The organism is Pseudomonas sp. MBLB4136 (assembly GCF_051904765.1).
Taxonomy (GTDB): Bacteria; Pseudomonadota; Gammaproteobacteria; order Pseudomonadales; family Pseudomonadaceae; genus Aquipseudomonas.
The window spans coordinates 2,948,052-2,963,508 of sequence record NZ_CP196713.1 but is presented as its reverse complement, the minus strand read 5'-3'; the positions used below and the strand labels follow the sequence as shown (position 1 = coordinate 2,963,508).

The 15,457-nt window shown below is 66.8% G+C and carries 14 protein-coding genes; 4 read left to right on the top strand and 10 right to left on the bottom strand.

All coding sequences use genetic code 11. The annotated features are described in order from the left end of the window. Positions 1-208: 208 nt before the first annotated feature. The 10 genes from ACSX1D_RS13270 to ACSX1D_RS13225 form a co-directional block, all read right to left on the bottom strand. Positions 209-1,846: a BatD family protein gene (locus ACSX1D_RS13270; RefSeq protein WP_439858950.1), complete on the bottom strand. Its 1,638-nt coding sequence runs from the start codon at positions 1,844-1,846 to the stop codon at positions 209-211. Further along, the gene (locus ACSX1D_RS13265) at positions 1,843-3,594 is read right to left on the bottom strand and encodes a VWA domain-containing protein (RefSeq protein ID WP_439858949.1); all 1,752 of its coding nucleotides are present in this window, start codon (positions 3,592-3,594) and stop codon (positions 1,843-1,845) included. The genes ACSX1D_RS13270 and ACSX1D_RS13265 overlap by 4 nt, the downstream gene beginning before the upstream one ends. Then, positions 3,591-4,610, bottom strand: a complete 1,020-nt coding sequence (locus tag ACSX1D_RS13260; protein WP_439858948.1) for a vWA domain-containing protein — start codon at positions 4,608-4,610, stop codon at positions 3,591-3,593. The genes ACSX1D_RS13265 and ACSX1D_RS13260 overlap by 4 nt, the downstream gene beginning before the upstream one ends. Next, positions 4,603-5,094, bottom strand: coding sequence for a DUF4381 domain-containing protein (locus ACSX1D_RS13255; RefSeq protein ID WP_439858947.1), 492 nt, complete (start codon positions 5,092-5,094; stop codon positions 4,603-4,605). Before ACSX1D_RS13255 ends, ACSX1D_RS13260 begins: the two co-directional genes overlap by 8 nt. Continuing rightward, the gene (locus ACSX1D_RS13250) at positions 5,091-6,032 is read right to left on the bottom strand and encodes a DUF58 domain-containing protein (protein WP_439858946.1); all 942 of its coding nucleotides are present in this window, start codon (positions 6,030-6,032) and stop codon (positions 5,091-5,093) included. Before ACSX1D_RS13250 ends, ACSX1D_RS13255 begins: the two co-directional genes overlap by 4 nt. A 5-nt stretch (positions 6,033-6,037) precedes the next feature. After that, complete coding sequence (locus ACSX1D_RS13245; protein WP_439858945.1) at positions 6,038-6,997, bottom strand: AAA family ATPase; 960 nt, start codon at positions 6,995-6,997, stop codon at positions 6,038-6,040. A 156-nt stretch (positions 6,998-7,153) separates the two neighbouring features. Continuing rightward, a complete protein-coding gene (locus ACSX1D_RS13240) occupies positions 7,154-8,095 on the bottom strand; it encodes a biotin-dependent carboxyltransferase family protein (protein WP_439858944.1) in 942 nt (313 codons plus the stop codon). After that, positions 8,092-8,811: a 5-oxoprolinase subunit PxpB gene (pxpB, locus tag ACSX1D_RS13235; protein ID WP_439858943.1), complete on the bottom strand. Its 720-nt coding sequence runs from the start codon at positions 8,809-8,811 to the stop codon at positions 8,092-8,094. Before pxpB ends, ACSX1D_RS13240 begins: the two co-directional genes overlap by 4 nt. Beyond that, a complete protein-coding gene (locus tag ACSX1D_RS13230; protein ID WP_439858942.1) occupies positions 8,808-9,560 on the bottom strand; it encodes a 5-oxoprolinase subunit PxpA in 753 nt (250 codons plus the stop codon). Before ACSX1D_RS13230 ends, pxpB begins: the two co-directional genes overlap by 4 nt. 275 nt (positions 9,561-9,835) lie before the next feature. Further along, entirely contained in the window at positions 9,836-11,053 is a 1,218-nt protein-coding gene (locus ACSX1D_RS13225; protein ID WP_439858941.1) for an OprD family porin, read from the bottom strand. Between the two features lie 277 nt (positions 11,054-11,330). Here ACSX1D_RS13225 and ACSX1D_RS13220 point away from each other — a divergent pair, with 277 nt between their 5' ends. From ACSX1D_RS13220 to ACSX1D_RS13205, 4 genes are all read left to right on the top strand, one after another. Next, positions 11,331-12,275, top strand: coding sequence for a LysR family transcriptional regulator (locus tag ACSX1D_RS13220; RefSeq protein WP_439858940.1), 945 nt, complete (start codon positions 11,331-11,333; stop codon positions 12,273-12,275). A gap of 178 nt (positions 12,276-12,453) precedes the next feature. Further along, positions 12,454-13,440 (top strand): TRAP transporter substrate-binding protein, encoded by a 987-nt coding sequence (locus ACSX1D_RS13215; RefSeq protein ID WP_439858939.1) that lies wholly within the window; start codon positions 12,454-12,456, stop codon positions 13,438-13,440. A 96-nt stretch (positions 13,441-13,536) separates the two neighbouring features. Then, complete coding sequence (locus ACSX1D_RS13210; protein ID WP_439858938.1) at positions 13,537-14,043, top strand: TRAP transporter small permease; 507 nt, start codon at positions 13,537-13,539, stop codon at positions 14,041-14,043. 61 nt (positions 14,044-14,104) lie between these two features. Further along, positions 14,105-15,409: a TRAP transporter large permease gene (locus tag ACSX1D_RS13205; protein ID WP_439858937.1), complete on the top strand. Its 1,305-nt coding sequence runs from the start codon at positions 14,105-14,107 to the stop codon at positions 15,407-15,409. The last annotated feature ends 48 nt before the right edge of the window (positions 15,410-15,457 follow it).

Genomic DNA, 15,457 nt, shown 5'->3' with positions numbered 1-15,457 from the left:
ATGAGTCTGCCGGGTAGCTGTTCCGTGCCGGTGTGTGCCTCCTGGCTGCTGTTGGGCAGGGGCTCGATCTCGTTCACTGGGCCGATATTTGTGCTCGTTATGTGAACGGGTTCAAATTCTCCGGACTTGAAACCCAGGCGTCAATAACCGCGTGTCCCGCCTTGCCGAGTTTCGTTCTGTGCCGGCGAGGGGCGCCGTGCCCCGCGGTTCAGCGCGGATAGAGTGGCGGAAGGGCGCTCTCGGCCGACTCGGCTTGCGTCTGCCGCGTGCCGGGCAGGCTGCGGATCGCCCGCCACAGGTCTTCGCCTTGCCAGTGCTGGCCCGCCTCGCTGTACAGCGCGCCGTTGAGGCCGTCGAGGGCATCGGACAGGGGCACGAAACGCGCCGCCATGTCGGCCAGGGTCTCCGGTTGCTGGCGGGCCCAGGCGTCGAGCGCGTGGCGGGTGGCGTGGGGGTCGTTGGCCAGGCAGGCGCGCTTGAGGTCATCGAGCAGGGTGCGCGGGCTGGGGCCGGGCTGGCTGCCACGCAGCACCGCTGGCTGGCGCCGTGCGTGCCACCACAGGCCGAAGCCGAGCAGGGTGGTCAGGGTCAGCAGGGCACTGCTCAGCTGCCAGGGCCACAGCGCCGGCCCCGGCTGGTAGTCGGGAACGGCGACCTCGGCGGGCAGTTGTTCCAGTTCCAGGCTGGGGTCGCGGGCGATCTTCAGGGTGCGGGCCGGCACGCTGGTGCGCTCCAGGCGATCCTCGAGGGTGTTCCACCAGACCACCTCCACCGCCGGCAGCTGGAACTGCCCGCTGCGATTGGGCACCAGGGCTTCGCGTTCCTCGCGGCTGCCGATCACGCCGCGCTCGCTGCTCTGGTTGCCCAATTGCGGCTGATCCGGGTAGCGGCGCAACCCTTCGACGCTGGTCGCCGGCAGGGGCGGCAGTTGCGCGCTGGACAGACCGTCGGCCTTGAGCATCAGGCTGCGGGTCAGCGAGTCGCCGGCCTTGGCGCCTTGCGGCTGCGGGTTCCAGGCCTCGCTCAGGCTCAGGGCGCGGGCGGGCAGCCACGGTGCGTCGACGGGATAGCTGGCCGGTTTGGCCCTGACCTGCAGGGGGATCTGGGGCGAGCGCACCCGGGTTACTTTGCCCGGGCGGGGGCCGAATGGCTGGAAGTCGTTGCTGCCCGAGCGGTCCACCAGGGTGGCGGTGAATACCTGCGCGGGAATGCTCAGGGGCCCGCTGCGCTGCGGGAAGATCGCATAGCGCAGCTCGATCACGCCATGGCGGATGCCGTTGATGTCCTTCTCGTAGGTGCGCGGCTTGCCCAATGACTCGATGCGCGCGTCGGGCATCTCCAATGGGGTCAGGCTGCTGTCGTCGTACAGCGAGACGGAATGGTAGATGCGCAGGGTCAGCACGCTCTGCGCCTGCACGTAGACGCTTTCCTGATCCAGGCTGGCGTCGATGAACACCGGCGCCAGGCGATCGCCCGCGGCGCTGGCCGCGGGCTCCTGCACCTGCAGGGTGATCGGCTGGCTCTGCATCTCGCCCAGGCGCAGCGGCGGTACCACCACGTAACCGCTGCGCTTGGGCTGCAGGGTGATGACCCAGCGTGTGGTGGCCTGGGACTTGCCGTCGAGCGTGGTCAGGCGGTTGACCTGGCGGGTGCCGAGCACCTCGAACAGTTCCTCCAGCGGCGCCAGTTCCGGCTTGCCGAACAGGGTGACGTCGCTCGACTCGAGGGTCAGTTCGACGGTTTCCCCGGTGCTCAGGCGGGTGCGGTCGACGCTGGCGCTGAGGCTCTGGGCGTTCGCCTGAGCCGCCAGCGCGGCGAGGAGCAGGATGCAGAGCAAACGGATCATGGAATCTGTTCCTGGCGCTGTTGCTGTTGATACCAGAATTTTCGCCTGAGCAGCTCCGCCGGGTCGTCGGGAATCTGCCGCAGCCATTGTTCCAGGGCCTGGCGCCGTTCGCCATCGAGGGGCTCGCCGGCCTCGGCGATCTGCTCCTCGCCCACGCCCTCGGCCGGCTCGCTCGGTTGTTGCGCTGGCGACGATTCTTGCGCGTCATCGGCCGATTGTGCCGGGCTGTCGTGCGCAGGCGGTTGGCCGGGTGGCGGATTGCCCGCTTCGCCATCCGCCTGCAGGGGCTGAGCCTGCTGAGGCTGCTCGGACGAGCCAGGGTTCGGCTGTTGCGACTCGCTGTTCGGCTCGTCGGCGGGCTGCTGCTGCGGGTTCTGTTGCAGCAGCTGTTCGAGCAATGCCTTGTTCTTCTGCGCCTGGATCAGTTCCGGCTGCAGTTCCAGGGCTCGGCTGTAGGCGTCTATGGCCGCCTCCGGTTCGTTGCTGCGGGCCAGGGCGTTGCCGCGATTGTAATGGGCGGCGGCGCTGTCGTCCTGGGCGAAGCGCTCGGCGGCGGCGGCGTACTCGCCGGCCTGGTACAGGGCCAGGCCCTGCCAGAGGGGGTCTTCGAAGCGCTGGGCGGCTTCACCCGGGCGTCCGGCGTCGAGCAGGCGCTGCCCCTGCTGGTCGGGGCGCAGCCAGAGGTCGTCCAGGGTCGCCGCCAGGCTGGCTTGCGGCAGGCTCAGCAGGAGCAGCGGCAGGCAGAACAGCCAGCCGCGCCGTCCGGCGCAGGCCGCCAGCAGCAGCAGCGGCAGCAGCAGCCAGTGGCCCTGGTCGCTCCAGGCCTGCAGGGACAGGGGGGCGCCGTTGCTATGCAGTTGCTGCGGGCCGTCGAGCAGGCCGAGCTCGCGCAGGTCGCGGTCGTCCAGGCTGACCCGGCGATAGCGCCCGCCGACCTCCTGGGCCAGCCGATTGAGGCTGGCGCTGTCCAGGCGCGGAATGAGGATCGCCCCCTGCGCGTCCTTGAGAAAGCCGCCGTCGTCCTGAACGATAGGCGCGCCCCGGGGGCTGCCGATGCCGAGTATGTGCAGGCGCCCGCCGCGGCTGCCAAGCGCCTCGACTGTGCCCCGGCGCTCCTGGTCATCCAGCGCGCTGGCGATCAGCAGTACCCGGCCCTGGCCCTGGCCGGCCTGCTGGAGCAGGCCCAGGGCCGTGGCCATGGCCAGGTCGGCGCGTCGTCCCGGCTCGGGCATGATCGCCGGCTTGAGCGCTTCCAGCAGGTTGCGGCTGGTCGCCAGATCGTCGGACAGGGGCACCAGGGTGTGGGCGCTGCCGGCGTACACGACGATGGCGGTTTGCGCATCCGGGCGCGCCTCGAGCAGGTCGAGCACCTTGCGCCTGGCCTGTTCCAGGCGATTGGGCGTGGCGTCGCTGGCGAGCATCTCCGGGGTCATTTCGAGCACCACCACCAGCGGGTCGACAGGCTTCAGCGTGCTCTGCTCGAGCTGCTGCCAGCTGGGGCCGAGCAGGGCGAGCAGCGCCAGCAGCCAGGCCAGGCCGAGGACGATCCAGGGGGTACGGCTGGGGCGTCCCTTGCCGCCCCTGAGCAGGGCGGCATGAAAGGCCGGCGGCAGCAGCTGCTGCCAGCGTCCCGCGCGCTTCTCGCGGTGCCAGAGTTTCCACAGCAGCCAGCACAGCAGCGGCGCCAGCAGCAGCCAGTAGGGCCGCAGCCAGTGTGGCCACAGGGCGGTGGGCGCCAGTTCGATCACGAGCGCCTCCACCAGCCGGTGATTGGCCGGCGCTGCAGCTGCGGCCAGTGATCGCCGATCACCAGCAACAGGCTGAGTAGCAGGGCGCCGCTCAGTGGCCAGGGGTACAGGGCCAATGCCGGGCGTGCCAGGGTCGGTTGCTGGCTGACCGGCTCGAGCTGGTCGAGGCTGGCCTCGATGCGTTTCAGGTCGTCTCCGTTTCGCGCGCGGAAGTACTCGCCACCGGTGGTCTCGGCGATTGCGTGCAGGGTCGGTTCATCCAGGTCGAGGCCCGGGTTGAGGCCGAGTAGGCCGAGCACGCCGCCCTGTTGCGGGTCGGCGCCGATGCCGATCGGGTAGATCTTCACGCCTTCCTCGGCGGCCAGGCGCGCGGCGGTGAGCGGATCGATCTCGCCCCCGGTGTTGGCGCCGTCGGTGATCAGCACCAGCACCCGGCTGTCGGCCGGGCGCTCGCGCAGGCGCTTGACCGCCAGGCCGATGGCGTCGCCGATGGCGGTGTTCTTGCCGGCGATGCCGATCAGCGCTTCCTCCAGCCAGGTGCGCACGGTGCGTCGGTCGAAGGTCAGCGGCGCATGCAGGTAGGCCTGGCTGCCGAACAGGATCAGGCCGACGCGGTCGCCGCGACGGCCCTCGATGAAGTCGCCGAGCAACTGCTTGACCAGGGTCAGGCGGCTGACTTCCTCGTCTTCCCACTGCATGTCGGCGTAGTCCATGGAGCCGGACACATCCACCGCCAGCATCAGGTCGCGGCCGCTGGCCGGCAGCGGCAGCGGCTCGCCGACCCATTCCGGGCGCGCGGCGGCAGTGAGCAGCAGCAGCCATAGCAGGACGAATGGCGCCTGCTGGCGCCAGGCCGGCAGGCGTGCCCGGGCACGGCGACCGCTGAGGGTTTCCAGCTCGTCGAGGAAGCTGACCCTGAGGGCCGCCTCGCCGCTGTCGGCCGCTGGCAGCACCAGGCGCAGCAGCCAGGGCAGCGGGGCGAGAAGCAGCAGCCACGGCCAGGCGAATTCAAACATGCTTGCGAATCCAGATGGCGACCGCCTGGTTGAGCTCGTCGATGGCCTTGTCGTCGAGGCGGCAGTGAGGGCGGTAGGCCCCTTCGACCAGAATCATCCAGCGCGTCAGCCCGGCGGCCGGGCAGCGATTGTCCAGATAGGCCAGCCAGGCGCGGCTGGTCATGGTGTGGCTGTGGCTCTGCGGGTAGCGCTGGCGACACAGGCGCTTGAGCAAGGCATTGAGCTGCTGCAGCCAGGGCCCGGCTTCGGCGCCGTAGTAGGGTCTGGGCAGGCGTTCCAGCTCCGCCAGGGCGGCCTGACGCAGCGGGTCGAGGGGCTCGGCTGTCGCCGCTTGCTGCCTTAGCCGCAGGCGGCGGAGCAGGTGCACCAGGCCCCAGAAGAGGAGCGGCAGCAGCAGGGCGAGCAGCCACCAGCCCGGCGCGGGGGGCCACCAGCCGACCGGCGCCGGCGCGATCAGCGGCTCGAGCTGGTCGAGCGGATTCATGATTGCCTTCTCGGCTGCTGTACATTGAGGTGGTTGCGCAGCTGCTCGACCAGTTCACCCTGGGTGCTGAGCGGCAGCAAGGGCACGCCGAGTTTCTGCGCCAGGCGCTGCCAGCGCGTGCGGCGCGCTTCGCCCAGGGTGCGGTAGGCCTGGCGCAGCTCCGCATCATGGGTGTCGAGTTCGAGTTGCGCGCCGCGTTCGGCGAATCGCAGCAGGCCGGCGGCGGGCAGGGCATGGTCGAGTGGGTCGGACAGCGGCAGCAGCAGCAGATCGGTGTGCCGGGCCAGCAGCTGCAGCTGCTGCTCGCCGCTGTCGTTCAGCGTGCGTTCGTCGCACAGCAGTGCCACCAGGCTTCCGGGGCGCAGCACCTCGCGGGCGCGGCGCAGGGCCAGGCCGAGGTCGTCGCGCTGCGGTTGCAGATTGCTGTGCAGCGCCTGGTTGGCGCGGGCCAGGCGGTTGAGCAGTTGCAGCAGGCTCTGCTTGCTACGGCGCGGCTTGATCTCGTGCTGCTCGTGGTCGCCGAACACCAGGCCGCCGATGCGGTCGTTGTTGCCCAGGGCCGCCCAGCCGATCAGGCTGGCGGCCTGGGCCGCGAGCACCGACTTGAACATCAGGCCGGAGCCGAAGAACAGGCGCTGGCTCTGCTCCACCAGGATGTAGATGGGCCGTTCGCGCTCCTCGTGGAACAGCTTGGTGTGCGGCTCCTGGGTGCGCGCGGTCACGCGCCAGTCGATGGTGCGCACGTCATCGCCGGCCTGGTAGACGCGCACCTGGTCGAAGTCCACGCCGCGGCCGCGCAGCTTGGAATGATGCAGGCCGATCAGCGGGCTGCGCCGCGCCGGCGTGGAGAACAGCTGGACCTCGCGCACGTGATGGCGCATCTCGATCAGTTCGGCGAGATTGACCCGCACACCGGGTTGCGTGGGCAGGGTCTGCATGGGGCTCAAGCGACGGCGACCACATCGAGAATGCGCTGCACCACGCGGTCCTGGTCGACTCCGGCGGCTTCCGCCTCGAACGACAGGATGATGCGGTGGCGCAGCACGTCGAACAGCACCGCCTGGATGTCCTCCGGGCTGACGAAGTCGCGTCCGGCCAGCCAGGCGTGGGCGCGCGCGCAGCGATCCAGGGCGATGGTGCCGCGCGGGCTGGCGCCGTAGGCGATCCATTCGGCCAGCTCCAGGTCGTACTTGGCCGGGGTGCGCGAGGCCATCACCAACTGCACCAGGTATTCCTCCACGGCGTCGGCCATGTACAGGCCGAGGATTTCCCGGCGGGCGACGAAGATCGCCTGCTGGCTGACCCGCTGCTCCGGCTTGGTTTCGCCGTGCAAGGCCTCGCCGCGGGCCTGCAGGAGGATCTTGCGCTCCACCGCGGCGTCCGGAAAGCCGATGCGCACGTGCATCAGGAAACGGTCGAGCTGGGCCTCCGGCAGCGGGTAGGTGCCTTCCTGCTCGATCGGGTTCTGCGTGGCCATGACCAGGAACAGCGGCGACAGCTCGTAGGTGCTGCGGCCGACGCTGACCTGGCGCTCGGCCATGGCCTCGAGCAGCGCCGACTGGACCTTGGCCGGGGCGCGGTTGATCTCGTCGGCCAGTACCAGGTTGTGGAAGATCGGCCCCTGCTGGAAGGCGAAGCTGCCGGTTTCCGGGCGGAAGATCTCGGTGCCGGTGATGTCGGCGGGCAACAGGTCGGGGGTGAACTGGATGCGATGGAACTCGGCTTCGATGCCTTCGGCCAACTCCTTGATCGCCTTGGTCTTGGCCAGGCCTGGAGCGCCTTCGACCAGCATGTGGCCGTCGGCGAGCAGGGCGATCAGCAGGCGTTCGATGAGTTTTTCCTGGCCGAGGATCTGGCTCGAGAGAAAGTGTCGCAGGGCGACGAGCGCTTCACGGTGTTCCATCGTCGGGCTCTTTGCTGGAGGGGGCGCGTCGTGCCGGGCGCAGCGACGGCCTAGACTTTAATGCATTTGCTGCGGCGTCGGCTATGCGCGGCGCGGCGTCCTCGCCCAGCGACAGGCGCTAGGCGAGGCACTCCAGAGCAAAGGGATGAGCCAGGGTCAGCCTGATTGCCACTGGGCGAGCAGGCGTAGGTGCGCGTGTTGCGCGGACTCCTGCTGCGCAGGCTGCAGGTGCAGCTCCTCCCCAGGCAGGCATTGCGCCAGTCTGGCCACGGCCTGTGGCGTGAGGGCGCCGAGGCGCGGGTAGCCGCCGATGGTCTGCCGGTCGTTGAGCAGGGCGATCGGCTGGCCGTCCGGCGGTACCTGTACGGCGCCCAGCGGAATCCCTTCGGACACCATGCTCGTGCGGCGGCACTGCAATTGGGGACCGAGCAGGCGCATGCCCATGCGATCGGAGCGCGAGTCGATCTTCCAGCTGCTGTTGAACGCATCGAACAGGCTCTGTCCGCTGAAATCGCCGATTTGCGCGCCCATTACCAGTTGCAGGCGGGGCGAAGGCGTGAACACGGGCACCAGCCGTTCATCCATCATGCGTTGCCCCTGCGCCGTACCGGTCCAGCAGAGCCGGTCGCCGGCCACCAATGGCTTGCCGTCACCCTGCAGGCCGCCGAGCTGTTCGCGAGCGATGCTGGAGCTGCTGCCGAGCACCTTGGGGGCCGCGAAGCCGCCGGGCGCCGCCAGGTAGGCACGGGCGCCCTGCCGTGGTTGGGCGAACTCGAGTCGTTGGCCCTGGCGCACCCTGAAACTGCGCCAGGGGGGCAGGGGCTGGCCGTCCAGGCTGGCGCCCAGATCGGCACCGGTCAGGGCCAGGCAGGCGTCCTGCTCGCACACCAGGCTGAGGTTGCCCAGGGTGATTTCGACTACGACGGCTCCCAGCGCGTTACCCAGCAACCAGTTGGCCCAGTACATGGAAATCCAGTCCAGGGCGCCGCTTTGGGTCACCCCCAGGTGGCGCACGCCATAGCGGCCGGCATCCTGCAACTGGATGAAGGGGGTGCTGCGCTCGATGCGCAGCCCGCCGGTGGTGGGGGCGTGGCTCATGAGGACATCTCCAGAGGGCTGTCGTCGCCGCCGAGTTGGATGAACTCGGCCCGGTCGATGGGTTCGAAGCGTACCCGGTCGCCCGGCTGCAACAGGCTGTAGCCCTCGATGCTGTGGTCGAAGAGCTTGGCCGGGCTGCGCCCGAGCAGGTTCCAGCCGCCCGGCGAAACCACCGGGTAGACCGCGGTTTGGCGTTCGGCGATGCCCACACTGCCGGGGGCGATGCGTTTGCGCGGCGTGCTCAGGCGGGGGGTGGCCAGGGTTTCCTCGACCAGTCCCATGAAGGCGAAGCCGGGGGCGAAGCCTAGGGCAAACACCTGATACTCGTGGCTGCTGTGACGCCGGATGACCTCGGCCTCGGAGAGGCCGCTGCGCCGCGCCAGCAGGGACAGTTCAGGGCCGACGCTGCGGTCATACCAAGTCGGCAGGCTGTGACAGCGGCCGCCTGCGCCGCTGGCCGGCTGCAGGTCGGCGAAGGCCTCGGCGATCAATTGCCGGACTTCGTTCGCCGTGATCCGTTCGAGGTCGTAGTGCAGCAACAGGGTGGTGTAGGACGGCACCAGGTCGACCAGGGCCGCGCCGAAAGCGCTGCGCAGTCGTTGGCTAGCGGCCAGCAGCCAGGGCATGTTGCGCTCTTCGATGCTCTCGAACAGGCGCAGGATGAGGCTGTCGATGCCGGCGATCTCGACTCGCGGAACTGGGGCGCGGACAGTCATGCTTGGGCCAGTGCGTCGAAGGCCTGGCGAATGCGGCGCACCGCGGCGATCGAGCCGGCGTTGTCGCCATGCACGCACAGGGTATGGGCCTGCAAGGGCAAGGCACTGCCATCGCTGGCGATCAGCGTGTCGCCCTTGGCCAGGGTGGTGGCCTGGCTGACGATGACGTCGCTGTCGTGATGCACAGCGCCGGGCTGGCTGCGGGCCACAAGATAGCCGGCCGCGTCGTAGGCCCGATCGGCGAAGGCCTCGAACCACAGGGTGATGCCGAATTCGTCGCCCATGTCTTGCGCCTGGCGATTGTCACGGGTGGTCATCAGCATCAGCGGCAGACCCCGGTCATAGCTGGCCACGGCGCGCATTACGGCGCGCAGGATCTGCGGCTTGCGCATCATGTCCTGGTACAGCGCACCGTGGGGTTTGACATAGCTGACCCGGCTGCCCTGGCTGCGGCAGATCGCTTCGAGCGCTCCGACCTGATAGAGCAGCAGGTCCTCGACCTCCTGAGGCGTGCAGTCCATCGAGCGGCGCCCGAAGCCGACCAGGTCCTGATAGCCCGGGTGGGCACCGATGCGCACGCCATGACTGACGGCCAGGGCCACGGTCTTGCGCATGGTGCTGGGGTCCGAGGCGTGGAAGCCGCAGGCGATGTTGGCGCAGTCGATATAGGGCATGACTTCGGCATCCATGCCCATTTTCCAGGGGCCAAAGCTTTCGCCGATATCACAGTTCAGAAGCAGGCTGGTCACGGAGTGTTCCTCTGAGCGTAGCGTCTTGCCCGGTCCAGCGGACGCGGGCTAGGACGGCGGTGGGGTGGCAGCTGCACGGTTTGGGCCACGGGTTAGGGAGCTAGTGCAGCATTCTTGAACGGGCCATTTGCCGCGTCCAACTAATAAAAACGAGCGCTGGAGATCGGAAAATTCGATGTCGGCAATGCGCCGTCGAGTCCATTCGCGGCGCGCGGTGCCGGTGTCGCAATCTCGCGCCGACGCGTTGCCGTGCTCGTTGTTGCGGGCCCAGCTGGTTACCAGAGCGCCAGGCTGTAGCTGAGGATCAGGCGGTTCTCGTTCAGATCATTGCCGAAGTTCGAGCGAACGCTTGCGTTCCGCCACCTGATGCCGAGGTTCTGCAGCGGGCCTTGCTGCACGACATAGGCGATGTCGGTGTTGCGTTCCCATTCCTTGCCGTCGTTACGGGCACCGACCCGTACGTTGTCGCCGGAGACGTAGCGGCTCATGAACGTCAGGCCGGGCAGGCCGATGGCGGCGAAGTTGTAGTCGTAGCGCGCCTGCCAGGAGCGTTCGTCGACATTGGCGAAGTCGTTGATCTGGATGAAGTTGACCAGGTACGGGTCGCTGCTGGCGATATAGGGGAACGGATCGTCGCCGCTCATGCGCTGGTAGCCGGCGCCGAAGGCATGGCCGTTGAGGCTGTAGGTCAGCATGGCGCCTAGGGCCTGGTTGTCGAGGTCGCGGAAGCTGCCATCTTCGCGGCTCTTGGCCAGGCGCAGGTCGGTCTTGAGCGACTGGCCGGCGCCCAGTGCCTTGAGGTGGGTCAGGGTGCCGTAGTACTGCTGGTAGATGTCCTGCAGGTTGCCGTAGTGCAGGCCGGCGCTGAGTTCGGGAGTGAACCGGTAATCGCCGCCGCCGAACACGAACGCGTCGCTGTCGCCGCCGATGCGGCTGGCGCTCATCTCGCTGTAGTCGGTGGAGTTGTTGGCCTTGATGCGGTCGATCCGCCCGCCTTGCAGGGTCAGCCTGTCGATCTCCTGTACATTCAGCAGGGCGCCGCGGAAGGAGGCCGGGAGCAGGCGCGAGTCATTCGACGAAACGATGGGGCTGCGAAAGGCCAGGGAGCCGATCCGCAGGGTGCTCTTGCCGGTCCTGAACTTGGCGGTCAGGTCGAGCTTCGCGTATTCGTCCTGTGAGCCGCCGGCACGGTCGGCGGGTAACAGGCCACTGCCCGCGGTGCCATCGCCGGAGTCGAGTTTCAGTCCCAGCAGGCCGGTCGCGTCGATGCCGACGCCCAGGGTGCCATCTGTGTAGCCCGACTCCAGGCGCAGGAGAAAGCCCTGCGCCCACTCTTCCGCCTTGTCGCGGGCATCGGGTTGGCGAAAGTCACGATTGAAGTAGAAGTTGCGCAGCTCGAGGCTGCCTTTGCTGTCGCCGATGAACCCGGCGTGGGCCAGGCCGGGGAGGCTGCTGGCGATCAGTAGGGCCGTCAGGCAATTGTTCTGGGTCATCCAGAGTGTCTCCTGGACGCCGAGCGCGCAATTGGAACGCAATCGCTGGGCAGGGCGTACTCTAAGTTTGTTGTTATTGGGCTTGGCTACCGCCGGGGCATTCTTGGTAGGTGGGGGGGCTGGCGTCCAACGAGAAAAAGCGGGGGGAGGGTGATAGGAAATTTCGATGCAGCAGACCTGGCGAGGGCGCGAATTTGGCGCGCGGACGGCTTCGCATGCATCATGGTGTCTTGTTTTTCCACAGCGAAACGGCATTGCCGGGAGGGGGCAGTCGACCATGAACCTGAGATTTCTCGAGACTTTCGTGTGGGTGGCACGGCTGAAAAGCTTTCGCCTCACAGCGGAGAAGTTGTTCAGTACCCAGGCCTCTGTCTCGAGCCGAATTGCCGCGCTGGAAGACGAGCTGGGCGTGCGCCTGTTCCTGCGTGACTCGAAGGGGGTCTCGCTGACCCCGGAAGGGCAGAAGGTGCTCGAATACGCCGAGCGCATGATCGACACCATGCAGGCGCTGAAGCAGGCCATCAGCGATACCGGTAGCATTCATGGGCGGGTTCGGGTGGGGGCCATGGATACTGTCATTCACACCTGGCTGAGCCCCTTCGTCACCAAGATCATGGAGCGCTATCCCGCGGTGGAGATCGAGCTGACGACCGATACCGCGCGCAACCTCTGCGATCAGCTGCACAAGGGCTATCTGGATATCATCTTCCAGACCGACATGGTGCATAGCGACAGTGTGCGCAACCTGGAGCTGGCGAAGTTTCCGGTGCAGTGGATAGTGCCGACGGGTTCCCTGTACCACCGGCGCTATGCCTCGATGGATGAACTGGCCAAGGAACGCATCATCACCTTCTCGAAGAACTCGCGTCCCCATCAGGACATCCTCAACCTGCTCCATGCAGGCAACGTCAGTGCGCCGCGGATCAGTTGCGTGAACTCGGTAGCGGCCATGACACGGTTGATTCGCGACGGCTTCGGCATCGGCGCGTTGCCGGGGGTATTGGTCAGCGAAGAGTTGCAGCAGGGGGGGCTGACGGTCCTCGACGAGGTGCCGCAACCTGCGCCTCTTGGCATCGTTGCCACCTGGCGCACCGGTGCCGGCCTCGAGCTGAGCGAGGACATCATCGCCCTCGCCCGGGAGGTGCTCGATGAGTACGGCGAGCAGATGGGGGCGGCCATGGTCGTGTTGCCGGTACCGGGTGGGGAGCAGGGCGGTGCTTGAGCCTGAGGCATAGGGCCTCCGATGCCGTGTTGCCCTCGGTCCCATAACAATTTCCGATCATGCGTTCCCGGTTTTTCTAGTTGGACAGGCTTTGCCTGTTCCACAAGACTCGGGGCGTTATCCCTCAAGCGCCGGCGCAGACCTGTGCGCCTACTACAACAATAATCTGGAGACATTCATGAAGATCACTACGTTTCGCCACGCACTGTCGGCCATGGCTTGTGCCCTGGGCATCGGCGCATTCTCCGCACAGGCCGCCGAGCGCTGGAACATGACGGTCGAGCAGCCCGAAGGCAACTTCATCACCACCGTGGCCAAGGATTTTGCCAAGGATGTCGAGGCCGCCTCCGCCGGCGAGTTGCAGATACGCATCCATGCCAATTCGGTGCTGTTCAAGCGACCGGAAGTCAAGCGCGCGGTGCAGACTGGCCAAGTTCAGGTCGGCGATGTGCTTATGTCGGTATTGGGCAACGAAGACCCCATCTATGAAGTCGACAGCGTGCCGTTCCTCGTGCGCAACTACAGTGAGGCGCAGAAGCTGTGGGAGGTTAGCCGGCCGGCGGTGGAGGCGCGTCTCGCGAAGCAGGGCATCAAGCTGTTGTATGCCATGCCCTGGTCGCCGCAGAGCATCTACAGCAAGACCCCGATCAGCAGCATGGACGACTTCAAGGGCATGAAGTTTCGTGCCTACAACCCGGCGACCTCGCGCATGGTCGAACTGATGGGCGCCGTTCCGACGGTGATCCAGACTGGTGAGATCCCCCAGGCGTTCAGCACCAGCATGATCAGCGGCATGTTGACCTCGCCCACCACGGGCGTGGACTCCCAGGCCTGGGACTTCGCTTCTTACTACTATGACGTCAAGGCGTTCATTCCGAAGAATTTCGTGATCGTCAATGCACGGGCCTTCAAGCGCCTGCCCGAGGCTTCGCAAAAGGCCGTGCTGGAAGCCGCTGCGCGCGCCGAGAGTCGCGGCTGGGCGATCGCTCAGGAGGAAACCGGCAAGTTGGTGCAGACTCTCGCCGATAACGGCATGCAGGTCGCCGAGCAGGCGCCGGAGGCGGTCGAGGCCGGTTTCGAGGCGATCGGTCAAACCATGGCCGCCGAATGGCTGGAGAAGTCCGGTGCCGACGGCAAGGCCATCATTGATGCGTACAACGACTGACATCCTGGTCTGATGTCGCCGGGGCTGACGCGAGGCTGTGCAGCAGCGCTGCGTCGTGCCCCGATATTCACTAGCGATCAAGGGAGTCTGTCGATCATGACGCCGTTGCGTAAGCTCTACACCTTGTCCGGATGGCTTTCCGGTGTGTTTCTCGTCCTGATCTGCCTGCTGGTCGTGGCTCAGATCGTCTCGCGGCAGCTGGGCACCATGGTGCCCTCGGCCGATGAGTTCGCCGCTTACGCCATGGCGGCCTCGGGCTTCCTCGCGCTGCCTTATGCCCTGCAGCGCGGCGCGCATGTGCGCGTCGAGCTGCTGTGGCGCCTGTTGCCGGCTCGCGGGCGGGTTCTCGCCGATGTGCTGAGCACCGCCATCGGCTTGCTAATCGCCGCCTATCTGGCCTGGTACTGCGCGTTGTTCGTGATCGAGTCCTACGAGTTCAACGAGGTGTCGTCAGGCCTGCTGCCCATTCCGATGTGGCTGCCGCAGCTGCCGATGCTGCTCGGTACCCTGATTCTGGTAGTCGCGATGGCCGAGCGCCTAGTGCTGGTATGCCTGGGACGGCGCTTCGAGGTCGCCGACGGCGGCGTCGTGCTGAGCGAATGACAACTGCCCGAGGCATCCTTCTTTTTTGCGGCCATGCCCGCAGTGCACCAGTGAGTCAGTCATGGAACACACGATAGTTACAATCACCCTGTTGGTGGCGCTGTTCGCGCTGCTCGGCGGGGGCGTATGGGTCGCATTGTCGCTGATCGGCGTCGGTATCATCGGCATGGAGTTGTTCGGTGGTGCTCCCGCCGGCTCGATTCTCGCATCCACCAGTTGGGCCGCCAGCGCCAGTTGGACATTGACGGCCCTGCCGCTGTTCATCTGGATGGGCGAGATTCTCTATCGCACGCGCCTCTCGGAAGACATGTTCAATGGCCTGTCGCCGTGGATGCGCGGCCTGCCGGGGCGGCTGTTGCACGTCAATGTGTTCGGTTGCGGTATCTTTGCCGCGGTCAGCGGTTCGTCGGCGGCCACTGCGGCGACCATCGGCCGCATTTCCCTGCCGGAGTTGAAGTCGCGCGGCTATCCGGACAGCATCGCCATGGGCTCGCTGGCGGGCGCCGGGACCCTCGGGCTGCTGATTCCGCCCTCGATCATGATGATCGTCTATGGGGTGGCGGCACAGGTATCCATCTCCCGGCTGTTCATCGCCGGCATTTTGCCGGGCCTGCTGCTGCTGGCGATCTTCAGTGGCTTCCTGATGCTCTGGGCACTGTTCAATCGCGACAAACTGCCGGCAAAAGCCGAAGCGTTGCCGTTCATGGAGAAGCTGCGCGGTTCGAAGTTGCTGATTCCCGTGGTGCTGTTGATCGGCGCGGTGATCGGATCGATCTACGCCGGATTCGCCACGGCCACCGAAGCTGCGGCCGTCGGGGTGGTTGGCGCGCTGTTGATTGCCCTGTGCTCGGGCTCGCTGAATCGCGACACCTTCATGGCCAGCCTGATGGGGGCGGTCTGCACCTCGTGCATGATCTTCTTCATCCTGCTCGGGGCCGCCTATCTGACCTCGGCCATGAGCTTCACCGGGCTGCCGTCGGCGCTCGCCGACTGGATCATCGCCAAACAGTTATCGCCTTATCTGCTGCTGCTGGCGCTGACTGTATTGTTCATCGTCCTTGGCTGCTTCCTCGACGGTATTTCGATCATTCTGCTGACCACTGCGGTAGTGCTGCCGGCGGTGCAGGCGGCGGGTATCGACCTGCTGTGGTTCGGCATCTTCCTCATCCTGGTGGTCGAGATGGCGCAGATCACCCCGCCAGTGGGCTTCAACCTGTTCGTCATCCAGAACCTGACCGGGCATGACATGTGGAAGGTGGCCAAGGCCAGCTTCCCCTTCTTCCTGTTGCTGGTGCTGGCGGCGGTACTGATCACAGCCTACCCGCAGATCGTCCTGCTGTTGCCCCAGGCGATGCGCGGAGCCTGAGCCCGGGCGCCGCGCGCTGGAGGACCCGGCTGGGCATGCAGGGCCGAA